Source organism: Streptococcus mitis SK575 (assembly GCF_000257865.1).
In the GTDB taxonomy this organism is placed as follows: Bacteria; Bacillota; Bacilli; order Lactobacillales; family Streptococcaceae; genus Streptococcus; species Streptococcus mitis_CQ.
In genome coordinates, this window is record NZ_AICU01000086.1 from 1 (window position 1) to 22487 (window position 22487).

The 22487-nt window shown below is 40.7% G+C and carries 23 protein-coding genes; 4 read left to right on the forward strand and 19 right to left on the reverse strand.

Annotation, left to right across the window (positions count from 1 at the left end):
* Positions 1-70: 70 nt before the first annotated feature.
* The 16 genes from HMPREF1048_RS11425 to HMPREF1048_RS11500 all read right to left on the reverse strand — a co-directional run bounded on the left by HMPREF1048_RS11425 (position 71) and on the right by HMPREF1048_RS11500 (position 14746).
* A complete protein-coding gene (locus HMPREF1048_RS11425) occupies positions 71-886 on the reverse strand; it encodes an endonuclease/exonuclease/phosphatase family protein (RefSeq protein WP_000670824.1) in 816 nt (271 codons plus the stop codon).
* A gap of 52 nt (positions 887-938) precedes the next feature.
* Positions 939-3119 (reverse strand): PTS transporter subunit IIBC, encoded by a 2181-nt coding sequence (locus tag HMPREF1048_RS11430; RefSeq protein WP_000974072.1) that lies wholly within the window; start codon positions 3117-3119, stop codon positions 939-941.
* 183 nt (positions 3120-3302) lie between these two features.
* The gene (ftsX, locus tag HMPREF1048_RS11435) at positions 3303-4229 is read right to left on the reverse strand and encodes a permease-like cell division protein FtsX (protein ID WP_000625551.1); all 927 of its coding nucleotides are present in this window, start codon (positions 4227-4229) and stop codon (positions 3303-3305) included.
* Complete coding sequence (ftsE, locus tag HMPREF1048_RS11440) at positions 4222-4914, reverse strand: cell division ATP-binding protein FtsE (RefSeq protein WP_000022265.1); 693 nt, start codon at positions 4912-4914, stop codon at positions 4222-4224. The genes ftsX and ftsE overlap by 8 nt, the downstream gene beginning before the upstream one ends.
* A 17-nt stretch (positions 4915-4931) precedes the next feature.
* Positions 4932-6027 (reverse strand): peptide chain release factor 2 gene (gene prfB, locus HMPREF1048_RS11445; RefSeq protein ID WP_100207725.1). Its coding sequence is split into 2 segments (ribosomal slippage): positions 4932-5954 and positions 5956-6027, totalling 1095 coding nucleotides; the frame shifts between segments, so codons are not numbered across the junction.
* A 108-nt stretch (positions 6028-6135) separates the two neighbouring features.
* Complete coding sequence (locus tag HMPREF1048_RS11450; RefSeq protein ID WP_000268661.1) at positions 6136-6792, reverse strand: CBS domain-containing protein; 657 nt, start codon at positions 6790-6792, stop codon at positions 6136-6138.
* Between the two features lie 416 nt (positions 6793-7208).
* Positions 7209-7919: an ABC transporter ATP-binding protein gene (locus HMPREF1048_RS11455; protein ID WP_000062200.1), complete on the reverse strand. Its 711-nt coding sequence runs from the start codon at positions 7917-7919 to the stop codon at positions 7209-7211.
* The gene (locus tag HMPREF1048_RS11460) at positions 7919-8683 is read right to left on the reverse strand and encodes an ABC transporter ATP-binding protein (RefSeq protein WP_001185997.1); all 765 of its coding nucleotides are present in this window, start codon (positions 8681-8683) and stop codon (positions 7919-7921) included. Before HMPREF1048_RS11460 ends, HMPREF1048_RS11455 begins: the two co-directional genes overlap by 1 nt.
* Positions 8683-9639: a branched-chain amino acid ABC transporter permease gene (locus tag HMPREF1048_RS11465; protein ID WP_000662286.1), complete on the reverse strand. Its 957-nt coding sequence runs from the start codon at positions 9637-9639 to the stop codon at positions 8683-8685. The genes HMPREF1048_RS11460 and HMPREF1048_RS11465 overlap by 1 nt, the downstream gene beginning before the upstream one ends.
* 3 nt (positions 9640-9642) lie before the next feature.
* Positions 9643-10512, reverse strand: coding sequence for a branched-chain amino acid ABC transporter permease (locus HMPREF1048_RS11470; RefSeq protein ID WP_000941427.1), 870 nt, complete (start codon positions 10510-10512; stop codon positions 9643-9645).
* A 116-nt stretch (positions 10513-10628) separates the two neighbouring features.
* Positions 10629-11789: an ABC transporter substrate-binding protein gene (locus HMPREF1048_RS11475; protein ID WP_000726120.1), complete on the reverse strand. Its 1161-nt coding sequence runs from the start codon at positions 11787-11789 to the stop codon at positions 10629-10631.
* A gap of 66 nt (positions 11790-11855) precedes the next feature.
* The gene (locus HMPREF1048_RS11480) at positions 11856-12143 is read right to left on the reverse strand and encodes a YlbG family protein (RefSeq protein WP_000462121.1); all 288 of its coding nucleotides are present in this window, start codon (positions 12141-12143) and stop codon (positions 11856-11858) included.
* A 78-nt stretch (positions 12144-12221) separates the two neighbouring features.
* Positions 12222-12812 carry an ATP-dependent Clp protease proteolytic subunit ClpP gene (clpP, locus tag HMPREF1048_RS11485; RefSeq protein ID WP_000613465.1) on the reverse strand — a complete coding sequence of 197 codons (591 nt, stop codon included), beginning with the start codon at positions 12810-12812 and terminating at the stop codon, positions 12222-12224.
* A 172-nt stretch (positions 12813-12984) separates the two neighbouring features.
* Positions 12985-13614 (reverse strand): uracil phosphoribosyltransferase, encoded by a 630-nt coding sequence (gene upp, locus HMPREF1048_RS11490; RefSeq protein ID WP_000515974.1) that lies wholly within the window; start codon positions 13612-13614, stop codon positions 12985-12987.
* An 88-nt stretch (positions 13615-13702) separates the two neighbouring features.
* Positions 13703-14170 (reverse strand): deoxycytidylate deaminase, encoded by a 468-nt coding sequence (locus HMPREF1048_RS11495; RefSeq protein WP_000136973.1) that lies wholly within the window; start codon positions 14168-14170, stop codon positions 13703-13705.
* An 18-nt stretch (positions 14171-14188) separates the two neighbouring features.
* Entirely contained in the window at positions 14189-14746 is a 558-nt protein-coding gene (locus tag HMPREF1048_RS11500) for a TetR/AcrR family transcriptional regulator (RefSeq protein ID WP_000004137.1), read from the reverse strand.
* Between the two features lie 124 nt (positions 14747-14870).
* Here HMPREF1048_RS11500 and HMPREF1048_RS11505 point away from each other — a divergent pair, with 124 nt between their 5' ends.
* Genes HMPREF1048_RS11505 through HMPREF1048_RS11515 form a run of 3 tightly spaced genes read left to right on the forward strand, consistent with a single transcriptional unit; the run spans position 14871 to position 17516 of the window.
* On the forward strand, positions 14871-15716 hold the full coding sequence (locus HMPREF1048_RS11505) for a DegV family protein (RefSeq protein ID WP_000219927.1): 846 nt from the start codon (positions 14871-14873) through the stop codon (positions 15714-15716).
* 57 nt (positions 15717-15773) lie between these two features.
* Positions 15774-16946, forward strand: coding sequence for an aminoacetone oxidase (gene aao, locus HMPREF1048_RS11510; protein ID WP_000680067.1), 1173 nt, complete (start codon positions 15774-15776; stop codon positions 16944-16946).
* A 48-nt stretch (positions 16947-16994) separates the two neighbouring features.
* Positions 16995-17516: a DUF1697 domain-containing protein gene (locus tag HMPREF1048_RS11515; RefSeq protein WP_000400056.1), complete on the forward strand. Its 522-nt coding sequence runs from the start codon at positions 16995-16997 to the stop codon at positions 17514-17516.
* A gap of 41 nt (positions 17517-17557) precedes the next feature.
* On the opposite strand, the gene HMPREF1048_RS11520 is transcribed toward HMPREF1048_RS11515, so the two are convergent.
* Entirely contained in the window at positions 17558-18298 is a 741-nt protein-coding gene (locus tag HMPREF1048_RS11520) for a MerR family transcriptional regulator (protein ID WP_000274776.1), read from the reverse strand.
* A 242-nt stretch (positions 18299-18540) separates the two neighbouring features.
* On the opposite strand from HMPREF1048_RS11520, the gene HMPREF1048_RS11525 reads away from it, so the two are divergent.
* Entirely contained in the window at positions 18541-19881 is a 1341-nt protein-coding gene (locus tag HMPREF1048_RS11525; protein ID WP_004249314.1) for a sodium-dependent transporter, read from the forward strand.
* Positions 19882-19920: 39 nt separating this feature from the next.
* Here the strand turns inward: HMPREF1048_RS11525 and manA are convergent, their stop codons facing one another.
* Positions 19921-20865 carry a mannose-6-phosphate isomerase, class I gene (gene manA, locus HMPREF1048_RS11530; protein ID WP_001294288.1) on the reverse strand — a complete coding sequence of 315 codons (945 nt, stop codon included), beginning with the start codon at positions 20863-20865 and terminating at the stop codon, positions 19921-19923.
* Positions 20866-20985: 120 nt separating this feature from the next.
* Positions 20986-22425, reverse strand: a complete 1440-nt coding sequence (locus tag HMPREF1048_RS11535) for a 6-phospho-beta-glucosidase (RefSeq protein ID WP_000140150.1) — start codon at positions 22423-22425, stop codon at positions 20986-20988.
* Positions 22426-22487: the final 62 nt, after the last annotated feature.

A 22487-nucleotide genomic window follows, 5' to 3' on the forward strand; every position in this document is an offset into this window, starting at 1 on the left:
AGGCTATTTCCAGTAGCTTCTCTAATAAGAAAAAGGCTGGAATGTTATAGTTCCAACCTCTTTTCAGTTATTATTTCCAGTTTAAAATAGCATTCAAGCCATAGTGATCACTCACTTGTGGACTCTTGTTACCATCAAATACGACATGTAAATTTTCCACCGCTAACTCTTTGGTAGTAAAGACATAATCGATTCGAAGAGGTTCAGTGTTCCCTTTCCAGCCATCAATTTCTGGTGGAACGGTATAGCTACCGCTTTTCTCTTGAGCAACTTCAAATGCGTCTTGTAAGCCTAATGGACTAGCTAAAATTTCCTGGTAGCCTTCCTGTCCAGCCGGATTGTTGAAATCTCCAGCTAGCAAAAGCGGCTTGTTCAATTCTTTCAAGACAGCCTCAAATCGTGCCCATTCTTCTTGGAAACCTTTATCCCACCAAGAAAGGTGGACACTTGCAACTGCAAGCTCCTTACCATCAACTACAGTTTCAGCCACGGCAACACGGCGAGTATGATAGTCTGTTGGATCATCCACATCTGAAACTAAAATTTCTCTGGCTTCAATAGGTGTTTTAGACAAGATAGCCACACCTTCGTGGTAGCGATCATAACCGATATGGTTATAGGCCCAAGTCCAGTAGTAATTTTTCCCTTGCTCAGACAACTTTTCAACCAAGAGTCTAACATAGTGATCTTGGTGAATAGGCTCAGCTGCTGGCAAAGGTTGATAGAGATCATTAACCTCCACCACTGGCGAAGTGATCTCCTGATTGATTTCTTGGAAACAAATCAAATCATAGTCTTTTTCAAGAATATCCTCAAGCAAAATCTGGAATTTTTCCTCAGCTTCTTTTTCCATCCAACTATGAGTATTGAGTGTTAAAAATTTCATTCTTTTCTCCCAAAAGTAAGAGGTTGGAATACAGCTTCCAACCTCAAGTATATCACAATTCTACTTTAGCAACTGCTGTTTTAGCTGCAAGAGAACCTGTTTTTTCTAATTTAACTGATTTAATTGCATCACCATTTGTGAAGACAACTACTGTTGAAGTTTCACGTCCTGCTGCACGGATAGCATCCAAGTCAGCTGTGACAAGGAGATCTCCTGCTGCAACTTTTTGTCCTTCAGCAACATGAACTGTAAATGGTTTACCTTCAAGACTTACTGTGTCCAAACCAATGTGAACCAATACTTCAAGACCTGGTTCAGTCACAATACCAAGAGCATGTTTTGTTGGGAAGATGCTTGATACAGTACCTGAAACTGGAGATACAATGTTTCCATTTGCAGGTTCTACTGCAAATCCATCACCCATCATTTTTTGAGCAAATACTGGATCTTTTACTTGTTCCAAAGCAACAACTTGACCGTCTGCTACTGAGTAAACTTCCTCAGTAAGACCTTTGAAGTGAACAGTGTTTTGTTGTGCTTCAGTCATTTGGCTTGGAAGAGTTTCAGGAATGATTTCACCTGAATCAAGGATATCTTGGATATCAGATTTCAATACGTCAGCTTTTGGTCCGTAGATAGCTTGAACCCCTTGTCCTTTCATGACAAGACCCATAGCTCCTTCTGCTTTCCATTGCTCTGCATTTCCTACTTTATCTGCATCTTTAACAGTTACACGAAGACGAGTCATACATGCGTCAACATCAACGATGTTTGCACGTCCACCAAGAAGGTTGATAATGTTTACAGCTTGAGAGCCTGCTGCAACTTTCACTTCGCTGCTAGATTCTTCTGAACCTTCAGCAGTTTCGTAGTTTCCGTTACGCCCTGGAGTTGCGTAGTTGAATTTTTGAATCATGAAGTTTGCGATAAAGTACATGATTACAGCAAAGAGAACAGTTACCCAAATGAAGTTAATGATATCCATACCGATACCAGCACTGATTGCAATAGGTGTACGAGTCAAGAACTCGATTGAACCGAATGAGTGCATACGTAGGTTTACAACGTCAGCCATAGCGAAGGCAGCACCTTGAACAAGTGAGTAAACAAGATACATAGGTGTTGCTACAAACATGAACATGTATTCGATTGGTTCAGTAACCCCTGTCAAGAATGTTGCAAGAGCTGTCGCAATCATCATACCTTTGTATTTGTGTTTCTTGTCAGCATCAACATTACGGTAGATAGCCACAACTACACCCATCAAGATACCGAATGAACCGATCATTTGTCCAACTTTGAAACGAGCTGGATGTACTGTATCTAACAAGTGTTGGTATTGACTAGCATCAGTACCTTTAAGGTTTACAAGGTCTGTTACCCATGCAAGCCAAAGTGGATCTTGACCAAATACTTGACTACCTTTAGCTGCACCAGTTAAGACATCATAAGTACCACCAAGAGCTGTGTAGTTCATTGGGATAGTCAACATGTGGTGAAGACCAAATGGCAAGAGCAAACGTTCCAATGTACCATACAAGAATGGTGCAAGGATTGGAGCAGTTTGTTGTGAGTTAGCAATCCAGATACCAAAGCTATTGATACCAGTTTGCACAAGTGGCCAGAAAGCTGAAAGTACAATTGCAGCAATTATTGAACGAAGAATAACTACAAATGGTACAAAACGTTTTCCGTTAAAGAATGAAAGTGCATCAGGAAGCTTACGGAAGTTATAGTATTTATTGTAAGCAGTTGCTCCAATAAAACCAGAAATAATCCCTACGAAGACACCCATGTTCAAGGCTGGAGCTTCAAGAACACTGATAAAGTAATCAGCAACTTTGATTGAACCACCAAAGAGAGTAGTTACCATAGCATCTGGATTTTTCAACATATCGCCTGATACACCAAAGATTGTACCAGTGATACGGTTAATCAAGATGAAGGCAAGACCAGCGGCGAAAGCACCACCAGCACGTTCTTTAGCCCAGCTTCCTCCAATAGCGAGGGCGAACAAGATATGAAGGTTAACGATAACTCCCCAACCGATTTGCTCTAGTACACCACCAGTAATAACGAGTGGTGCAAAGGTTGGGTTAATCATCACGATAGACTTACCGATTGAAATCATCAAACCAGCAGCCGGCATAACCGCGATAACCACCATCAAAGCCTTACCGAATTTTTGCCAAAATTCGAAAGACAAGACATTTTTGAATGTATCTTTCATCATTCAAATCTCCTTTATTTTTATTTAGGCAAACGTTTTACGAAAACGTTTGCACCTTTTATGATTTAATTATACCACTTTAATTTTTTTTGTAAAGGCTTTTACAAAAAAAAGTAGACTTTTTTCTAAAATTTTTGTAGCAAAAAAGGAGATCATTTAATCTCCTCATAAAAGTAACTAGTTTACCTAAATCTTCAAGAATCGGCGCATGGAAATTCCTGATCCCAGTGAACCAATGAAAATCCCAATCACAAATAATAGGGCAATCATTAGAGGAGTAAATACCTCTGGCGTGATCATAGACAGATTTTGTCCGACTAATGACTTATTGACAGATTGGTAAACCATTCGATAAACAATAAAGACCAACACTGATGGCGCAGTTGCTCCAAGTAAACCAATGAAGGCACCTTCAAGTAAGAAAGGTCCACGGATATAACTGTTCTTAGCACCAACCAAGCGCATGATTTGAATTTCACGACTGCGGGAAATAATGGTGATACGAATGGTATTTGAAATCAAGAAAACTGCAATGAAAATCAAAAGTCCTGCAATAACTAATCCCCAAACACGGATAAATGATGCTAGTTGGAATAGGCGTTCTGTATTGGCACCACCATCCTGAACCTCAGACACACCTTCAATTTTTTTAGCATCCTCGGCTACAGTTTTTACATCACTTGGCGTATTGGTATCTACTATATAAGCATCATAGAGGGGGTTGGCATCTCCTTCAAAAATTTTCCAGTTATCACCCATTGTCTCGGTTAATTTTTCATATTGTTCTTCTTTACTTGAAAAAGTAACACTCTTAACAGTAGACATCCCCTTCAAAGCATTGTATACCTTGTGGTAGTCATTATTTGTAACAGTTTGACCTTCTTTTTCAATAGTCTCGCTATTATCAGCTACATCCTTGCGAATATAAACCATCACTCGAACATTATTTTCAATATCTGTAGCTAGTTTCGCTGTATTGAAAATAACAGAAGCAAATATGGCAACCAAGGTCAAAGTAATCATGACTGAGCTGACAGCAGCCACTGTCATCCAACCATTTCGTTTCAAACTTTTTAGTGATTCAAATAAATGGCGAAAAAATCTACTAATCATCGTATCCATACTCTCCTTTTGATTCGTCACGAACGACACGGCCATTTTCAATGGCAATGACACGGTGGCGCAAGGTATTTACAATCTGGCTATTATGAGTCGCCATCAAAATAGTTGTCCCTTGTAGGTTAATCCGTTCCAAGAGATTCATAATTTCCCATGAATTATCCGGGTCCAGGTTTCCTGTTGGTTCATCGGCTATCAATACTTTGGGATTATTTACAATGGCACGTGCAATCGCAATCCGCTGTTGCTCTCCACCTGAGAGCTCATTTGGGAAAGAACGAACCTTGTGCTTCAACCCAACCAAGTCTAAAACTTCCATCACACGTTTTTTGATATTACGGCGATTTTCCCCGATTACTTCCATAGCGTAAGCAATATTTTCATAGACCGTTTTCTTTGGCAACAGTTTATAATCCTGGAAGACAACCCCAACACTACGACGTAGAAGCGGGACGTCTTTCTTTTTGATCTTAACAAGATTAAAACCAGCAACTGATAGGCTTCCTTTATCGATTTTTACTTCACGATATAGAGAACGAATGAAGGTTGACTTCCCTGCTCCTGAAGGTCCTACAATGTAAGCAAATTCTCCCGGTTGAACGCTGACCGAAACACCGCGTAGGGCAGTCGTTCCGTTGTCGTATTTTTTGACGACATCTCTCATTTCAATGATTGACATGTGAGTTCCTTTCTTTCTTAGCTGATTCGCCACTTGAGGTAGGCATCGATAAAACCATCTAGGTCTCCGTCCATAACCTTATCTACCTGAGCAACTTCAAAGCTAGTTCGATGATCTTTTACCATAGTATAAGGCGTGAAGACATAAGAACGGATTTGGCTTCCCCATGTGATTTCTTTTTTCTCACCCTTGAGGGAATCTACCTCCGCAGCTTTCTTTTCTTGCTCCATTTGATAGAGCTTAGCCTGCAACATCTTCATAGCTCGATCTCTATTTCCATACTGGGTACGATCGACCGTTGATTGGACAACAATTCCAGTTGGAATGTGGGTTAAACGTACACCTGTTGAAACCTTGTTGACGTTTTGTCCACCGGCACCACCTGAACGGAAGGTATCCATCTTGATGTCATCTTCCCGGATTTCCACTTCAATGGTATCGTCCAACTCAGGCATCACTTCTACAGATGTGAAAGAGGTATGGCGACGTTTAGCAGAGTCAAATGGTGAAATTCGCACCAAACGGTGCACACCCATTTCTGACTTGAGAAGGCCATAGGCATTAGGACCTTCAAATGATAAGGTTACTGACTTGATACCAGCCTCATCACCTGCTTGATAATCCAAGACTTCTACTTTAAAGCCTTTAGTATTACCATAACGAGTGTACATACGAAGTAACATATCTCCCCAGTCCTGAGCCTCAGTACCACCAGATCCTGGATGGATTTCCAAGATGGCATTGTTGTGGTCATAAGGTTCTGACAAGAGTAGAGTCATCTCGTAACTGGTCATCATCTTATCAAGTTCTGATAACTGCTCAACCAATTCTTCATGCACCGACTCATCTTCAGCTAAAAAGTCTAATAAAATTTCGACTTCATCCTGCAATTCTTCCATTTTGTGGAAGGTGTTGTAGGTGTTTTTTAATTCATTTAATTCTTGCGACGTTTTTTGGGCCGCGATATTATCGTTCCAAAAATCAGGTTCTGTCATCTTATTTTCCAAGATGGCAATCTCTTCCTCTAGACCTTCTAGGTCAAAGAGACCCCCTGAAAGAAGCTAATTTTTCACGATTTGCGTCAATTTTCTGACGAATTACTGAAATGTCCATAAATACTCCTTTTTTACATCATTTCATTATAGCATATTTTATCATTTCTTTCCATCTTTTGCTCTAATCTCTTATTACACGTAAAAAGAAGCCTTTCGGCTTCCCTTCTTACAAAACTTTTGCTGAAGTACGAGTAATCTCTTCTACTTGAATATTCTCTGATTCAAATTTTTCTTTCAAGGATGGTAAATCAATTGAGCCATCGATTTGAACTTCGATAATCACCTTACCATCTTTACGCGGAATATTTACTGTATGAGAGATATTCAAATTTTCTTCTGCAATCAAAGAAACAATCTTTCCGAGGACACCAACTTCATCTTCTGTAACAAAGCGCACACGAATTCCTTCTTCTCCATAACCAGCAATTTCAAGAAAGGCTTGGAAAACGTCACGGTCCGTAATAACTCCGTATACTTGATGATTATCTACGACAGGAAGAATACCAATCTTGTTTTTTAACATCAGATAAGTTGCATCCTCTAGACTCGCATAGCCTGAAACAGTGACAACATCGCGAATCATGACATCTTTTACTTTTGTCTTATTTAGAAGATAATTCATCTCATAGATAGAAAGACTGGTTGCTTTTGATGGACTAGCTTGGGCAATGGTGCCCTCAGTCACCAAACCAACCAATTGATCATTTTCGATAACAGGCAAGCGGTGCAATCCTTGCTCTCTCATTAAATCTGCTGCATGAGATACTGTTGTATCTGGACTAATATAAACTACCTTGCGGGTCATAAAATCTTTAACTGCCATGAGACTTCTCCTTTTCTATTCTTATCCCTATTATACAATCTTTTTGCAAATCTATCAAACGCTTACATTTCTTTTTCAAAATTCAGAAAAGTATGAATAAGCTAGCAAAAAGAGCTCTAAAATCGAGCTCTGTGAATGAAGGATAGGTACGCTTCATTCGATTTTGTTTCAATTATCAGAAGCTAACCTTCCAGTGCAGATGAGAATTGCTTCGTTATCTTCATCTGCCAACTAAAACAATCCACTGGATTTGATGATTGATTCGCAATCTTCATCCGCCGACTAAAAAGGTCCCCCGGACTATTAATGAAGATTACTTCGTAATCTTCATTTGCAACCTAAACTAGTCTCCCAGACTATGCGAAGATTGCTTACGCAATCTTCATCTGCCGACTAAAAAGGTCCCCCGGACCTTTTTAGCCACCTAGATATGCTTTTCTGACTTCTTCTGATGAAGCGAGTTCTTTTCCTGTTCCTGATAGGACGATTTTCCCTGTTTCCAGTACATAGCCTCGGTCAGAGATTGCAAGTGCTTTATTGGCATTTTGTTCAATCAAGAGGACAGTTGTTCCTTGCTTCTGAATATCTTGAATGATATCAAAAATTTCTTGGATAAAGATTGGAGCAAGTCCCATTGATGGTTCATCTAAAAGAAGAAGTTTTGGTGTTGACATAAGAGCGCGTCCCATGGCAAGCATTTGTTGTTCTCCCCCTGAAAGAGTAGCTGCATCTTGGTTCTTCCGTTCTTCAAGACGAGGGAAGCGTGAGAAAACCTTCTTCAAGTTAGCTTGATTTTCTTCACGGTTTTTCTTTAAGAAAGCTCCCATTTCTAGATTTTCCATAACAGTCAAGCCAGGGAAGACGTGGCGTCCTTCTGGTACTTGTGAAAGACCACCTGCCACGATTTTCTGAGCCGGCATTTTTTGGATTTCTTGACCTAAAAATTCAATCTTTCCAGAACTTGGTCGAACCAAACCAGACAAGGTACGGAGAATAGTTGTCTTACCTGCACCATTGGCACCGATAAGGGAAACAACTTCTCCTTCATTCACTTCAAAGCTTACATCACGGACTGCCTGGATCATGCCGTAATGCACAGAAAGATTATCAACTTTTAACATAGACATTAGGCTTCACCTCCTAGATAAGCTTCGATAACGCGTTTATTGGTCTTAATTTCGTCCGGAGTTCCCTGAGCAATCAAACGACCATATTCAAGTACGTAGATACGTTCTGTTACTTCCATAACCAGATTCATATCGTGTTCAATCAGCATGATTGTAATCTTAAATTCATCTTTAATACGACGAATTAACTCAGTCAATTCTGCTGTTTCCTGCGGGTTCATACCTGCTGCTGGTTCATCTAAAAAGAGAATTTTAGGTTCCGTAGCAAGGGCACGAACAATTTCCAAACGACGTTGTTGTCCGTAGGCAAGATTTTTAGCAAGCGTTTCTGCATCACCATCTAAATCAAAGATTTTCAACAATTCCAAAGCCTTAGCCTTTAATTCTTTTTCACTCTTGTAAAAAGCTGGTAAGCGCAAAAAACTAGCAAAAACATGTTGTTTGTGATGGTTGCCAAAAGCAATCAAAACATTGTCCAAAACTGTTAAATCTTTAAAGAGACGGATATTTTGGAATGTACGTCCAAGTCCCAAAGAAGCAATCTTATAAGGTGACTTTCCATTCAAAAGGTGACCATCAAGGGTTACTGTTCCCTCACTTGGTTCATAAACACCCGTCAAGAGGTTGAAAAGGGTGGTTTTCCCAGCTCCGTTTGGACCAATTAGTCCAACCAGTTCCCCTTCGTTCAATTCAAGAGTCACATCTCCAACAGCTGTTAGACCGCCAAAATGTTTGGTTAACTGTTTTACTTCAAGTAATGCCATTAGTTTTGTTCCTCCTTCTTAGATTTTTTAAAGAAACGTGATAGGCTCAATTCCCATGTTCCAAGGAGTCCACCTGGTCTGAAAATCATTACCAATACCAAGGCCAAAGCGTAAATAATCATACGCACGCTGGCAACATCTTGGAGAAGCATATTCAAAATTCCAAGGACAATAGCTGAAACGATTGCACCTGTAATGGAACCAAGTCCACCAAATACAACAATAATCAAAACATTGATTGAGTTGATGAAAGTGTAATCTTTCGGTACAACAGACCCGATAAATCCTGCCTGAAGTGACCCTGCAATACTTGCAGTAATAGCACCAAAGACAAAAGCGATAATTTTAATTTTAGTCGTATTAACCCCAACTGACTCAGCAGCAATTTCATCCTCACGAACGGAGAGGGTTGAACGACCAATTGGACTACGCAAGAAGTTCAATGTTGCAATGGTTGTGATCACGACAAAGAAGTAAACCATTTGCCAAGTTGTAAAGTTAGGAATTCCCAAGATACCTGCCGCACCATTTGTAAGACTTCCGCCATTGATGATAAAGATACGGATGATTTCAGAAACACCTAGAGTCGCCACCGCAAGGTAATCCCCCTTCAAGCGTAAAGTTGGAATTCCGACAAGCAAGGCAACTGCTCCTGAAAGTAAAGCCCCTATCAGCATGGCTCCAAAGAAGGCACCGTAGGTTGGTGATTTAGAACCAATAATAGCTGCTGCATAGGCACCAATCGCCATGAAACCAGCATGCCCAAGTGAAAATTGTCCTGAAAAACCAACGATTAAGTTGAGACCAACAGCCAGAATAATATTGATTCCGATTTGTTGTAAAATCTGTACATAGAATAGGTTGAGTACTCCGACTGAAACCAGTACACTAATCAAGCCATAGCCAGCTAACAAAAGGAGTAACCATAGAATATTAACTTTTAAATTTTCTTTCATCGCTTACACCTTCTCTTTCACATTTTTACCAAGGATACCAGCTGGGCGGACAATCAAGATCAACAACAAGATTCCATAAACAATGGCATCACGGAAGTCTGACATCCCAAAGGCTGTCGCAAAGGTTTCCAATAGACCAATCACAAAGCCACCAAGAGCCGCACCAGGAATAATCCCGATACCACCAAGTACTGCGGCAACGAAAGACTTAAGACCTGGAGTAACCCCCATCAAAGGTTCAAGAGAGTTATAATAGAGGGCAATCAGAACACCAGCTGCACCCGCAAGAGCAGAACCCAAAGCGAAGGTAAAGCTGATAGTACGGTTTACATTGATCCCCATCAATTGCGCCGCATCGCTATCTACTGATACTGCACGCATGGCTTTCCCCATCTTAGTCTTTTGGACAATGACTTGTAACAAAATCATCAAAATCAAGGAAATGGCCAAAATCATTAACTGCACGTTTGTTAGGCTAACTGGTCCCAAATCATAGCGAACTGTTTGAATCGCTTGAGGGAAGGCACGGGTATTGGCACCAACCAGATAGACCATCCCATACTCCAATAGGAAAGAAACCCCAATAGCTGTAATCAAAACAGCAATACGAGTAGAGTGACGCAAAGGTCGGTAAGCAAGAAACTCAATCACGACACCAAGAATGGCTGTCGCTAGCATGGCTACAATAAGCGCTACAAAGAAATTCATTTGGAAAGAATTGATCAAGAAATAACCGATAAAGGCTCCCATCATATAAATATCACCGTGGGCAAAGTTGATGAGCTTGATAATTCCGTAAACCATGGTATATCCTAGGGCTAACAGCGCGTATACACTACCTAGAATCAAACCATTTACTAGTTGTTGGAGCATAAGATTCACTCTTTCTATTTACAATTCCGAGGGTTGCCCCTCACTTTTTGATAGGTTCTTAAACATCGAAACAGGGAGTGAGTCCGAGGCTCATTCCCTATTTCAACATTTTTCTATTATGGTTTTACAACTTCTGCTGCTTCAACCTTACCATTGTTCATGGTCATCATGTAAGCAGTTTTGACTGTGTTGTGGTCTGCATCGAAGCTTGTTTGACCAGTTACACCTTCAAAATCTTTTGTTTTAGCAAGGTTATTCTTGATTTCACCAGAGTTTTTAGCACCTTTTGCTGCATTTGCTACAAGGTGAACTGAGTCATAAGCCAAGGCTGCAAATGTTGAAGGCTCTTCATTGTACTTAGCACGGTAAGCATCAAGGAAAGCTTTTGCTTTAGCTGAAACTTCTACAGTAGTTGAGAAGCCTGAGATAAAGTAGATGTTTGATGCTTTTTCAGCAGTTGCTTGTTGTACAAACTCTTCACCGTTGAATCCATCACCACCAACGATTGGTTTGTCAATTCCCATACCACGCGCTTGGTTTACAATTTTACCAGCTTCAGTGTAGTAACCAGGGACGATGATAGCATCAAAGTCTTTCCCTTTCATTTTTGTAAGGGCTGCTTGGAAGTCTGTGTCACCTGCTACGAAAGTTTCATCTGCAACGATTTCACCTTTGTAAGCTTCACGGAAGGCTTTGGCAATACCTTTAGCATAGTCGCTGGCATTGTCAGTGTAAAGAACAACTTTCTTAGCTTGCAATTTTTCAGAAACATAGTTTGAGATAATTTTTCCTTGGAAGCTATCTTGGAAAGTTCCGATAAAGAGGTAATCTTGACCTTTAGTCAATCCATCTTGCGTCGCACTTGGTGAAATCAATGGAACACCAGCTTTTGTAGCGTTCGCTACCGCAGCTGCAGTTGCACCAGACGTCGCAGGTCCTACGATTGCTGATACTTTAGATTGGGTTACAAGGTTAGTTGTTACTGAAGCAGCCTCTGCTGTTTCAGACTTGTTATCTTTATCAACTACTTCGATTTGTTTTCCATCGATACCACCTGCTGCATTGATTTCATCAACAGCCAATTGGGCACCTTTTTGTTCAGATGTACCGTAGGCTGCTACGGCACCAGTTTCCTCGAAGTTAAATCCAATTTTGATTGTCTTTTCCTCTACTGAGTTACCAGCAGCGTTTGACGCTCCAGACTTCACTTCTCCACAGGCTGCAAGAAGTGCTACACTTGCAAGCGCCACAAACGATAGGGCAAATTTTTTCTTCATCTTTTTTGTCTCCTTATTTCTTAAATAAATAGCATGTTAAGAATATACCGAATTATCAGAAAATTGTCAACACTTTTCTTGAACTTTTTCGATGATAACGTTTTCCTCTCGATGAAGATTGCCCACAAAGGGTGTTTCCAGCTCTTGGATATGACAAACTCTGACTTTTTTTATAAACTTTTCCTTACCCAAGCGCCCGACCAATTGCTCCACTTCTTGAGTTGGAACATAAAGCTGTAAGTAACGATGTTTCTTGGAATGATAGGTAATATCTCCATAATCCTGCAGTTTTTTGGCATCACGATTATAGTAAAGATAGATAATCAAGCCAGATCGATTGACTTTTTCAAACATGATAAATCCTCTTTCTAAGAAATCTCTCCCTATTATACCAAAAAAAGCAAACCCAGTCGAGTTTGCCTTCTATCATCATTAGTTCAATGAATTGTTGGCCATGATTTCATCAATAAAGCCATATTCAAGTGTTTCTTGGGCACTCATCCAGTTATCACGTTCTGCATCTGCATGGACTTTTTCGATTGACTGACCTGAATTTTCAGCCAAGATTTTTTCCAAGGTTTTACGAGTTTTAAGCAAATGTTCTGCAGCGATAGCCATATCGGTTTGTTGAGTACCACCACCTGTACCACCCATTGGTTGGTGAATCATATACTCTGCATTTGGAAGCATGAAACGTTTGCCTTTTGCTCCACTTGATGCGATGACCGTCCCCATAGATGCTGCCATACCCATAACGATGGTTTGGACATCAGCCTTGATAAAGTTCATGGTGTCAACGATTGCCAAGCCAGCTGAAACAGAACCACCAGGTGTATTGACATAAAGGTAAATATCTTTTGTACTATCTTGGGCATCCAAGAAAAGCAACTGGGCAATAACAGAGTTAGCCATATTGTCTTCAACTGGGCCTGTCAGCATAATGATGCGGTCTTTGAGAAGACGTGAGTAAATATCGTAAGAACGTTCTCCACGGCTTGTTTGTTCAATAACTACAGGAATCATTTATTTCTCCTTTTGAGTTTTAATTTTGTTGGTCAAATGACTGAAGATAAGACTATTATAATATCTTGGTCAAAAAAGGTCAAATTTTTGCTCTGTTTTCATCAGACAGAAACAAAAACTCAACCTCCTTTCGTGACTGGAACTTCTTTTCCAAGTCAATCTCTTTTTAATGTTATTTCGTACCGAACAAGCGATCCCCAGCATCTCCAAGACCTGGAACGATATAACCGTGTTCGTTCAAGCGTTCATCCAAGGCTGCTGTAAAGATTTCTACATCTGGATGAGCTTCTTGAAGGGCTTTTACACCTTCTGGAGCAGATACAAGGCAGACAAATTTGATATTTGATGCGCCACGTTTTTTAAGCGAGTCAACAGCCAAGATTGCTGAACCACCTGTTGCCAACATTGGGTCTACTACAAAAATTTGACGTTGGTCAATATCTTCAGGCAATTTCACCAAGTATTCAACTGGTTGAAGGGTTTCTTCATCACGGTACATACCGATGTGACCAACTTTAGCAGCTGGAACCAAGCTCAAGAGACCATCAACCATCCCGATACCCGCACGCAAGATTGGAACGATGGCCAATTTCTTACCTGCCAATTGTTTTTGAACTGTTTTTGTGATTGGTGTTTCGATTTCCACATCTTCTAGTGGAAGATCACGAAGTACTTCATACCCCATCAACATTGCAATCTCATCTACTAGCTCACGGAAAGCTTTTGTAGAAGTATCTGTACGACGCAAGATTGACAATTTGTGTTGAATCAGTGGATGATTAATAACTTCAATTTTTCCCATTTTTGGAATTCCTTCTTTCAATTTATTCTTCTTATTATACCAAAAAACGGTTTAAAAATCTTTCTAAACCATTTATTTTTGATAATTTTTACATTAAATCTGCTTCTTTAAGAGCTGCCTGTACTGTCTCAAGTGGTAGATGGGTCAATTCTGTCCCTTTTTCTTGATAAAGGTATTGGGCATAGTCATCCATTCGGTACTGGTTGATATAAACCACGCGCTTGCAACCGACCTGAAGCAATTGTTTTGTACAGTTCAGACAAGGAAAATGGGTTACATAGGCTGTAAAACCTTTTGGAACACCACGTTCTGCACCTTGAAGGATAGCATTGACCTCAGCGTGAAGGGTGCGAACACAGTGGCCTTCAATGACCAGACATTCGTGATCAATACAATGCTCGGTACCTGACACCGAACCATTGTAACCAGTGGAAATAACCTTATTATCCTTTACCAGAATCGCACCCACTTTGGCACGTTTACAAGTGGAACGATTAGCAATTAGTAATGCTTGGGCTGCAAAATACTCATCCCAGGCCAGTCTTTTTTCAGTCATCTCTTTTCTCCTTTTTCTCTATTTTTTAAAAAATGGTAATCCTAAATCCGCAATCTTTTCAGCTGGTACCTTCATGCCATCCTTGATCCACTTTAGAAGGACAGAGACGATGGCCGAGCTCCAGAAGGAATGAAGATAAGAGCTGACACCTTTTGATTTTCCATGGTATTTTTCCAGAAACTCCTGCATGGCTTGGACAAAGATTTTTTCCAGATGGTAATCTAAGGCCAGTTGAATCACTCTGGCTTCCTTTCTGGCCTCCCGGAAAAGGTGAACCCAGACCAGATAAAGGTCTGTCTTTAAATCATAACGATGCAACTGTTCCATAATATTGTGGACAGTTCGTTTAAAGACACTTTCTAAAATCTCCTCTTTGGAATTATAATTGCGATAAAAGGCTGCACGAGAAACGCCTGCACGTTTGACCAATTCAGAAATACTAATCTTGGTCAGGTCCTTTTTTTCCAAGAGTTGCAAGAGGGCTGTTTCAATGGCTTCTCTGGTTAATAAATTGGATTCTTGGTTTGATTTTCTGAGATTTTCAAGAGACTTTTCAGAGATTCTACGTTCAGACATAACATTTTCTTTCTACTTGTCACAACAGACGGATGAGGCTTTTGTTTCAAGGGCTTTCATGATATAATTGTAAAAAAAGACAGAACCTTTGTCAATGTATAACTGACAAAGATGGAGAATTTCTATGACTTGGAAGATTATTGCTGACTCTGGTTGTGATTATCGTCAGCTGGAGACACCAGCTATTGACACGACCTTTGTAAGTGTCCCCTTAACCATTCAAGTAGCTGATCAGGTCTTTGTTGATGATGCCAGTCTTGACATTGACCAAATGATGGAAACCATGTATGCAACTTCAGAAGCTTCAAAATCAGCTTGTCCAAGCCCAGATGATTATTTGCGAGCATTTGAAGGAGCCAAAAACATTTTCCTAGTAACCATCACAGGTACTCTTTCTGGCAGTCACAATAGTGCTCAACTAGCAAAGAATATTTATCTTGAAGACCATCCTGATACTAAGATTCATCTAATTGATAGTTTGTCTGCTGGTGGGGAAGTTGACTTGCTCGTAGAAAAATTAAATGACTTGATTGACCAAGGCTTATCTTTTGAAGAAGTGGTTGAAGCTATCACTGCCTATCAAGAAAAAACCAAGTTACTTTTTGTCCTAGCCAAAGTCGATAACTTGGTGAAGAACGGCCGTTTGAGCAAGCTTATCGGTACAGTCGTTGGCCTTCTCAACATTCGTATGGTCGGAGAAGCTAGTGAAACTGGAACTCTCGAATTGCTACAAAAAGCACGAGGACCAAAGAAATCAGTTCAAGCTGCCTATGATGAAATCATTAAAGCTGGATATGCTGGTGGCCGTATTGTCATGGCCCAACGCAATAACGAGAAATGTTGCCAACAGCTCTCAGAGCGAATCCGCGAAAATTTCCCACAGGCGGATATTAAAATTCTCCCAACATCTGGTCTCTGCAGTTTTTATGCAGAAGATGGTGGTTTGCTGATGGGATATGAAATTGATTAATTGCATTCTTGACAAGAGGTGACTTCATCTCTTGTTTTTTTGTGGTACAATAGAGCTATGAAACATTTTGATACTATTGTCATCGGTGGAGGTCCTGCTGGCATGATGGCTACGATTTCCAGTAGCTTTTATGGTCAGAAAACCCTCCTCATCGAAAAAAATCGGAAACTTGGAAAAAAATTAGCTGGGACTGGTGGGGGACGTTGCAATGTAACCAACAACGGAACTCTAGATGACCTACTAGCTGGAATCCCTGGGAACGGACGCTTTCTTTATAGTGTCTTCTCCCAGTTTGATAACCATGATATCATTAACTTTTTTACGGAAAATGGGGTTAAACTTAAGGTCGAGGACCACGGACGCGTCTTTCCTGCTACTGACAAGTCTCGGACAATTATAGAGGCCTTGGAAAAGAAAATCACTGAGCTAGGCGGCCAAGTTGCTACTCAAACCGAGATTGTTTCGGTTAAAAAGGTAGATGACCAATTTGTCCTTAAGTCCGTAGACCAAAGCTTCACTTGTGAGAAACTCATTGTCACAACTGGTGGGAAATCCTATCCTTCCACTGGCTCGACTGGTTTTGGCCACGAGATTGCTCGTCATTTCAAGCATACCATTACCGAGCTTGAGGCTGCTGAAAGTCCTTTGTTGACAGATTTTCCACACAAGGCCTTGCAAGGAATTTCATTGGACGATGTGACCCTAAGCTATGGTAAGCATGTTATCACTCACGATTTGCTCTTTACCCACTTTGGTTTGTCAGGCCCTGCTGCCCTGCGTATGTCCAGCTTTGTCAAGGGTGGGGAGGTTCTCTCGCTAGATGTTTTACCTCAACTTTCTGAGAAGGACTTGGCTACATTTCTAGAAGAAAATCGGGAAAAATCCTTGAAAAATGCTTTAAGAACCTTGTTGCCAGAACGCTTGGCAGAATTTTTTGCGCAAGGATATCCAGAAAAAGTCAAACAGTTGACTGAAAAGGAACGAGAACAACTTCTCCAGTCCATCAAGGAACTTAAAATTCCTGTAACTGGTAAAATGTCTCTTGCCAAATCCTTTGTTACTAAGGGTGGCGTCAGTCTCAAGGAAATCAATCCTAAAACCCTTGAAAGTAAGCTGGTACCTGGCCTCCACTTTGCTGGTGAGGTACTGGATATCAACGCCCACACGGGTGGTTTTAACATCACTTCTGCCCTCTGCACTGGCTGGGTGGCTGGATCAAATCCAAACTAAATCTAAATTATTCAATGGCTAAATCAGCCCCAAAAGAAAGGAAGTCCTTTGGAACATATTATCTTGTTAAGGGGAGTTACTCCTAATGGAAAAAATGCTGTCCCTAAAATGTCTTATCTAGTAGATATCTTGACAGAAGCTGGTTTTCAACACGTTCGAACCTATATTCAAAGTGGGAATATCATTCTTGAAAGTGACTTAGATATAGAAAAAATACGAGAACGTGTTCATACTCTAATAAATGAAAATATTGGTGCTGACTTAAAAATGGTAATCAAGAACAAAAGTGATTTTAAAAAAATTGTCCAAGAAAACCCTTTTGGAGAACACTATCTTTATGACCGTGTACACGTGATTTTTTATCAAGAAGCTATTCAAAGTCTCCCTTTAGAAAAATTGAAAATTGATTACGGTGAAGAAGAAATTTGTATCGGTAACCATTGTCTTTACCTCTATCTCCCTAGAACTGCAAAACAAAAGAAACTCCATACCAACTATCTTGAAAAGCTTTTTAATGTAGATTTGACCATGCGAAAACTAAATGTAGTAGAAAAATTATTAAGCAAGTAGTGCTTGAATTTAGTAAAAATCGGAAGAATACTCCTCCGATTTTATTTTGTCTGAGTTTGGACATAGTGCGCAATCACATCTGATGTGTACTGGGCTGTTCCAGTTCCAAATTTGTCAATATTTTCCTTAAACTCTGGATTATAGACATAGCCTTTTCCAATATGACCAAAGACCTCGATAGAGCAGTCAAATCCATAAGTACGTATGGCTTGCAAGAGTTTAGCAGCTTCTTCTTGGTTTTCTGTTGCTGTTGCAGGTAAACCAGCTTGAATATTTTGTGACAAGGCTCGAAAAACCTGGTTGAAGGCAGCCGTAACTTCGTCTTCGTGACCTTTTTGGCGCTCGATCGCTTGGTCCATGACTTCTTGTCCATATTTCTCTACCGCCTCTTGATGGTATTTTTGATGGTCTTGGTAGTTAAATCCAGCAAATTTCTCTTGAATGCTCATTTCTCTTTCTCCTTTTTGTTCTTGAATGGTTTTTTGCAAGGTTGAAATCAAGGTATCCAGATGTTCCCTTTCTCGAGTCAAATAGTCCAACTGCCTGATCAGATGGGGCAATAAATCTGTCCTTTCTTCCTTTAATAGCTCTGCTATTTTTTCTAAAGAAAAACCTAGATATTTGTAGTAAAGAATAACCTGAAGGCGTTCCAAATCCTCCTGACTGTAGGTTCGATAGCCGTTTTCCGACTTTAAAGGAACCAAAAGTCCTATCTTATCGTAGTGGTGCAGGGTCTTGACAGAGACACCTGAAAGCTGCGCAGCTTCTTTTATATGGTACATGATTTCCTCCTTACATTGATAGTATACCCTCTCCCCTTAGGTCAGAGTCAAGCGATTTTGCGAAATTTTTTACTTTTTTACTTTATCATAACATGAAAATGGTTTTCTTGACAGACCTTAGAAAACATGATAGGATAGTCAAGTCTATCAATCAAAAGAAACGCTCATTTTGAGTACTTATGAGGCTATTTGCCAAGGGCAGTAGCTTTTTCTTTTGTAATACTAATTTTAGGAGTTTAACTATGTCTGAAAAATCTCAATGGGGTTCTAAACTGGGCTTTATTCTAGCATCTGCTGGTTCAGCCATCGGACTTGGTGCCGTTTGGAAATTCCCCTATATGACTGCTGCTAACGGTGGAGGTGGCTTTTTACTAGTCTTTCTCATCTCCACTATTCTAATCGGTTTTCCCCTTTTGCTAGCTGAGTTTGCCCTCGGCCGAAGTGCCGGTGTTTCAGCTATCAAAACCTTTGGAAAACTAGGCAAGAATAGCAAGTACAACTTTATCGGTTGGATTGGTGCCTTTGCCCTCTTTATCCTCTTATCTTTCTACAGTGTTATTGGAGGATGGATTTTAGTCTATCTAGGCATTGAGTTTGGAAAATTGTTCCAACTTGGTGGAACGGGTGATTATGCTCAGTTATTTACTTCCATCATTTCAAATCCAGCCATTGCGCTTGGAGCTCAAGCAGCCTTTATATTATTAAATATCTTTATTGTATCACGTGGGGTTCAAAAAGGGATTGAAAGAGCATCTAAAGTTATGATGCCTCTGCTCTTTATCATCTTTGTTGTCATCATCGGGCGCTCTCTCAGTTTGCCAAATGCCATGGAAGGGGTTCTTTACTTCCTAAAACCAGACTTTTCAAAACTAACCAGTTCTGGTCTCCTCTATGCTCTGGGACAATCTTTCTTTGCCCTCTCACTAGGGGTTACAGCCATGTTGACCTATGCTTCTTACTTGGACAAGAAAACCAATCTGGTTCAATCAGGGATTTCCATCGTTGCCATGAATATCTCGGTATCCATCATGGCAGGTCTAGCCATTTTCCCAGCCATGTCAGCCTTCAATATCCAGTCTGAAGGGGGACCGAGCCTGCTCTTTATCGTCTTGCCTCAACTCTTTGACAAGATGCCTTTTGGAACCATTTTCTACATCCTCTTCCTCTTGCTCTTCCTCTTTGCGACAGTCACTTCTTCCGTTGTTATGCTGGAAATCAATGTGGGTAATATCACCAATCAGGACAACAGTAATCGTGCTAAATGGAGTGCTATTTTAGGAATCTTGACCTTTGTCTTTGGAATTCCTTCAGCCCTATCTTACGGTGTCATGGCGGATGTTCACATTTTTGGGAAGACATTCTTTGACGCTATGGACTTCTTGGTTTCCAATCTTCTCATGCCATTTGGAGCTCTCTGCCTTTCACTTTTTACAGGCTATATCTTTAAAAAGGCTCTTGCAATGGAGGAACTCCATCTTGATGAAACCGCATGGAAACAAGGACTGTTCCAAGTTTGGCTATTCCTTCTTCGTTTCGTCATTCCAATCATCATCATCGTGGTCTTTATCGCCCAATTTATGTAATCAAAAAGGACTTGAGTATGAACTCAGGCCCTTTCTTTTTTATGGATGACTAACAATCAATTCCAAACCTTGCCCTTCTAAAGTCCAAGTTTCAACATCACTTGGTAGGATAAAGTGGCTACCTTTTTGGATTAGATAGTTTTTTCCGTCAACAGTCAGTTGACCTTGACCAGCTAAGACACTGAATAAGCTGTAGTCAGCTGTCTTTTCGAAGTCAACTTTTCCAGTGATTTCCCACTTGTAAACTGCAAAAAAATCATTGGATACAAGGAGAGTGGAACGCAAATCATCTGCTTTAACAGTTACAGGACGGCTATTTGCAGGTTCACCAATGTTCAAGACATCAATGGATTTTTCAAGGTGAAGTTCACGCAAGTTACCATTATCATCCTTACGGTCAAAGTCATAGACACGGTAGGTTGTGTCACTAGATTGTTGTGTTTCAAGGATTAAAATACCTGCACCGATAGCATGCATGGTGCCACTTGGCACATAGAAGAAATCTCCAGCCTTAACAGGCACTTTTGTCAACAAAGCATCCCAATTCTTGCCCTCAATTTGCTGACGAAGTTCATCTTTTGACTTGGCATTGTGACCGTAGATAATCTCTGAACCTTCATCCGCAGCGATGATGTACCAGCATTCTGTTTTTCCGAGTTCGCCTTCATGCTCTAATCCATAAGCATCATCTGGGTGAACTTGGACGCTGAGCCAGTCGTTGGCATCCAGAATCTTGGTCAACAGTGGAAATACAGGTTCTGGACGACTACCAAACAATTCACGGTGTTCTGCATATAAAGTAGCTAGATCTGTTCCCTCGTAGCGACCATTGGCAACTTTAGAGACGCCATTTGGATGGGCTGAGATGGCCCAGTATTCTCCGATTTTTTCACTTGGAATGTCGTAGCCAAACTCATCACGTAGCTTGCTTCCACCCCAGATTTTTTCTTGCATAACTGATTGTAAAAATAATGGTTCTGACATGTCGATCTCCTGTCTGATTTTTCTCAACTCATTATAGCAAAAAGCTCCATCTAATTGAACTCTTTTTCACATATTATAAAGTAGGGAGAAGATTTTATAAAAATAGTGAACAAATGTGCTCTACTCAATGCTTGCACCATTGCTGGCAATGACATTCTTGTACCAATAGAAAGACTTTTTCTTGCTCCGTTTGAGAGTCCCATTTCCTGCATTATCTCGATCTACATAGATAAAGCCATAGCGCTTATTCATTTCGCCTGTTCCAGCTGAAACCAGATCGATACAGCCCCAAGTCGTATAACCAAGCAAGTCAACTCCATCTTGGTAAATGGCATCTCGCATGGCCTTGATATGAGCCTCTAAGTAAGCAATCCGATAGTCATCTGCTACATAACCATTCTCATCCGGTGTATCCATAGCGCCGAGTCCATTTTCTACGATGAACATTGGCTTTTGGTAACGATCCCAGATGGCATTGAGGGTGATACGAAGCCCAAGCGGGTCAATCTGCCACCCCCATTCTGAGGATTCTAGATAGGGATTTTTGAGGGAGGCAAAGACATTTCCAGCGGTCAGATTTCTCACTTCTGGATCCCCTGAGGCCACTCGACTTGCATAGTAAGAGAAGGAAACAAAGTCAACAGTATTGTTCTTCAACAAGTCCAGATCTTCTGTGGTCATTTCTATCTTGATTCCCTTATGTTCCCACTGTTTCTTGGCGTAGCTTGGGTATTCCCCACGCGCTTGAACATCAATGAAGAAGTAACTCTTGCGATCTTCCTCCATAGCAGCCCAGTAGTCTCTCGGATGGGCTGTGTTGGGATAGTATTGCCCTGCTGCCAACATACATCCCACCTTGTTTTCTGGGTCAATTTCGTGGGCAAGCTTTGTTGCAAGAGCTGAAGCTACTAGCTCATGGTGGGCAGCCTGATATTTAACCTGTTCTTGATTTTCTCCTTCTTCAAAATAGAGCCCAGCTCCCATAAAGGGGGCATGGAGAATTATATTGATTTCGTTAAAGGTAAGCCAATATTTGACCAAACCCTTATAGCGGGTAAAGAGTGTGCGACAAAGTTTTTCATAGAAGTCTAACATCCGACGATTGCGCCAACCACCGTACTCTGTAATCAAGTGCATAGGACAGTCGAAATGAGTAATGGTAACCAGAGGTTGGATACCATACTTGTGACATTCCTTAAACAAATCCTCATAAAAGGCTAGACCAGCTTCATTTGGCTCAGTTTCGTCGCCCTTAGGAAAAATCCGAGTCCAAGCAATGGATAGACGATAAGTCTTAAAGCCCATTTCCGCAAAAAGAGCAATATCTTCCTTGTAATGATGGTACATATCAATGGCTTCTTTTGCTGGGTAAAAATAGCCCTCCTCAAACGAAAACATCTTTTTCTGACCTGTGATAATGGCTTCACGGTCTGGACCGATGGGGACGACATCCACATTCGCCAATTCACGACCGTCTAAATTATAAGCACCTTCACATTGATTAGCTGCCGTAGCACCACCCCAGAGGAAACCCTCTGGAAATTGCAGTCTTTCTGTCATCACTTTACCTCACTTTATTTGCTAGTTCTATTATACTAAAAAGGAGATAAAAAGTTTGAAAC

What these genes read in the sequence shown, in the direction of transcription:
- HMPREF1048_RS11425 (WP_000670824.1), bottom strand. Translation starts at nt 886, where the DNA reads ATGAAATTTTTAACACTCAATACTCATAGTTGGATGGAAAAAGAAGCT.
- HMPREF1048_RS11430 (WP_000974072.1), bottom strand. Translation starts at nt 3,119, where the DNA reads ATGATGAAAGATACATTCAAAAATGTCTTGTCTTTCGAATTTTGGCAA.
- ftsX (WP_000625551.1), bottom strand. Translation starts at nt 4,229, where the DNA reads ATGATTAGTAGATTTTTTCGCCATTTATTTGAATCACTAAAAAGTTTG.
- ftsE (WP_000022265.1), bottom strand. Translation starts at nt 4,914, where the DNA reads ATGTCAATCATTGAAATGAGAGATGTCGTCAAAAAATACGACAACGGA.
- HMPREF1048_RS11450 (WP_000268661.1), bottom strand. Translation starts at nt 6,792, where the DNA reads ATGGCAGTTAAAGATTTTATGACCCGCAAGGTAGTTTATATTAGTCCA.
- HMPREF1048_RS11455 (WP_000062200.1), bottom strand. Translation starts at nt 7,919, where the DNA reads ATGTCTATGTTAAAAGTTGATAATCTTTCTGTGCATTACGGCATGATC.
- HMPREF1048_RS11460 (WP_001185997.1), bottom strand. Translation starts at nt 8,683, where the DNA reads ATGGCATTACTTGAAGTAAAACAGTTAACCAAACATTTTGGCGGTCTA.
- HMPREF1048_RS11465 (WP_000662286.1), bottom strand. Translation starts at nt 9,639, where the DNA reads ATGAAAGAAAATTTAAAAGTTAATATTCTATGGTTACTCCTTTTGTTA.
- HMPREF1048_RS11470 (WP_000941427.1), bottom strand. Translation starts at nt 10,512, where the DNA reads ATGCTCCAACAACTAGTAAATGGTTTGATTCTAGGTAGTGTATACGCG.
- HMPREF1048_RS11475 (WP_000726120.1), bottom strand. Translation starts at nt 11,789, where the DNA reads ATGAAGAAAAAATTTGCCCTATCGTTTGTGGCGCTTGCAAGTGTAGCA.
- HMPREF1048_RS11480 (WP_000462121.1), bottom strand. Translation starts at nt 12,143, where the DNA reads ATGTTTGAAAAAGTCAATCGATCTGGCTTGATTATCTATCTTTACTAT.
- clpP (WP_000613465.1), bottom strand. Translation starts at nt 12,812, where the DNA reads ATGATTCCTGTAGTTATTGAACAAACAAGCCGTGGAGAACGTTCTTAC.
- upp (WP_000515974.1), bottom strand. Translation starts at nt 13,614, where the DNA reads ATGGGAAAAATTGAAGTTATTAATCATCCACTGATTCAACACAAATTG.
- HMPREF1048_RS11495 (WP_000136973.1), bottom strand. Translation starts at nt 14,170, where the DNA reads ATGACTGAAAAAAGACTGGCCTGGGATGAGTATTTTGCAGCCCAAGCA.
- HMPREF1048_RS11500 (WP_000004137.1), bottom strand. Translation starts at nt 14,746, where the DNA reads ATGTCTGAACGTAGAATCTCTGAAAAGTCTCTTGAAAATCTCAGAAAA.
- HMPREF1048_RS11505 (WP_000219927.1), top strand. Translation starts at nt 14,871, where the DNA reads ATGACTTGGAAGATTATTGCTGACTCTGGTTGTGATTATCGTCAGCTG.
- aao (WP_000680067.1), top strand. Translation starts at nt 15,774, where the DNA reads ATGAAACATTTTGATACTATTGTCATCGGTGGAGGTCCTGCTGGCATG.
- HMPREF1048_RS11520 (WP_000274776.1), bottom strand. Translation starts at nt 18,298, where the DNA reads ATGTACCATATAAAAGAAGCTGCGCAGCTTTCAGGTGTCTCTGTCAAG.
- HMPREF1048_RS11525 (WP_004249314.1), top strand. Translation starts at nt 18,541, where the DNA reads ATGTCTGAAAAATCTCAATGGGGTTCTAAACTGGGCTTTATTCTAGCA.
- manA (WP_001294288.1), bottom strand. Translation starts at nt 20,865, where the DNA reads ATGTCAGAACCATTATTTTTACAATCAGTTATGCAAGAAAAAATCTGG.
- HMPREF1048_RS11535 (WP_000140150.1), bottom strand. Translation starts at nt 22,425, where the DNA reads ATGACAGAAAGACTGCAATTTCCAGAGGGTTTCCTCTGGGGTGGTGCT.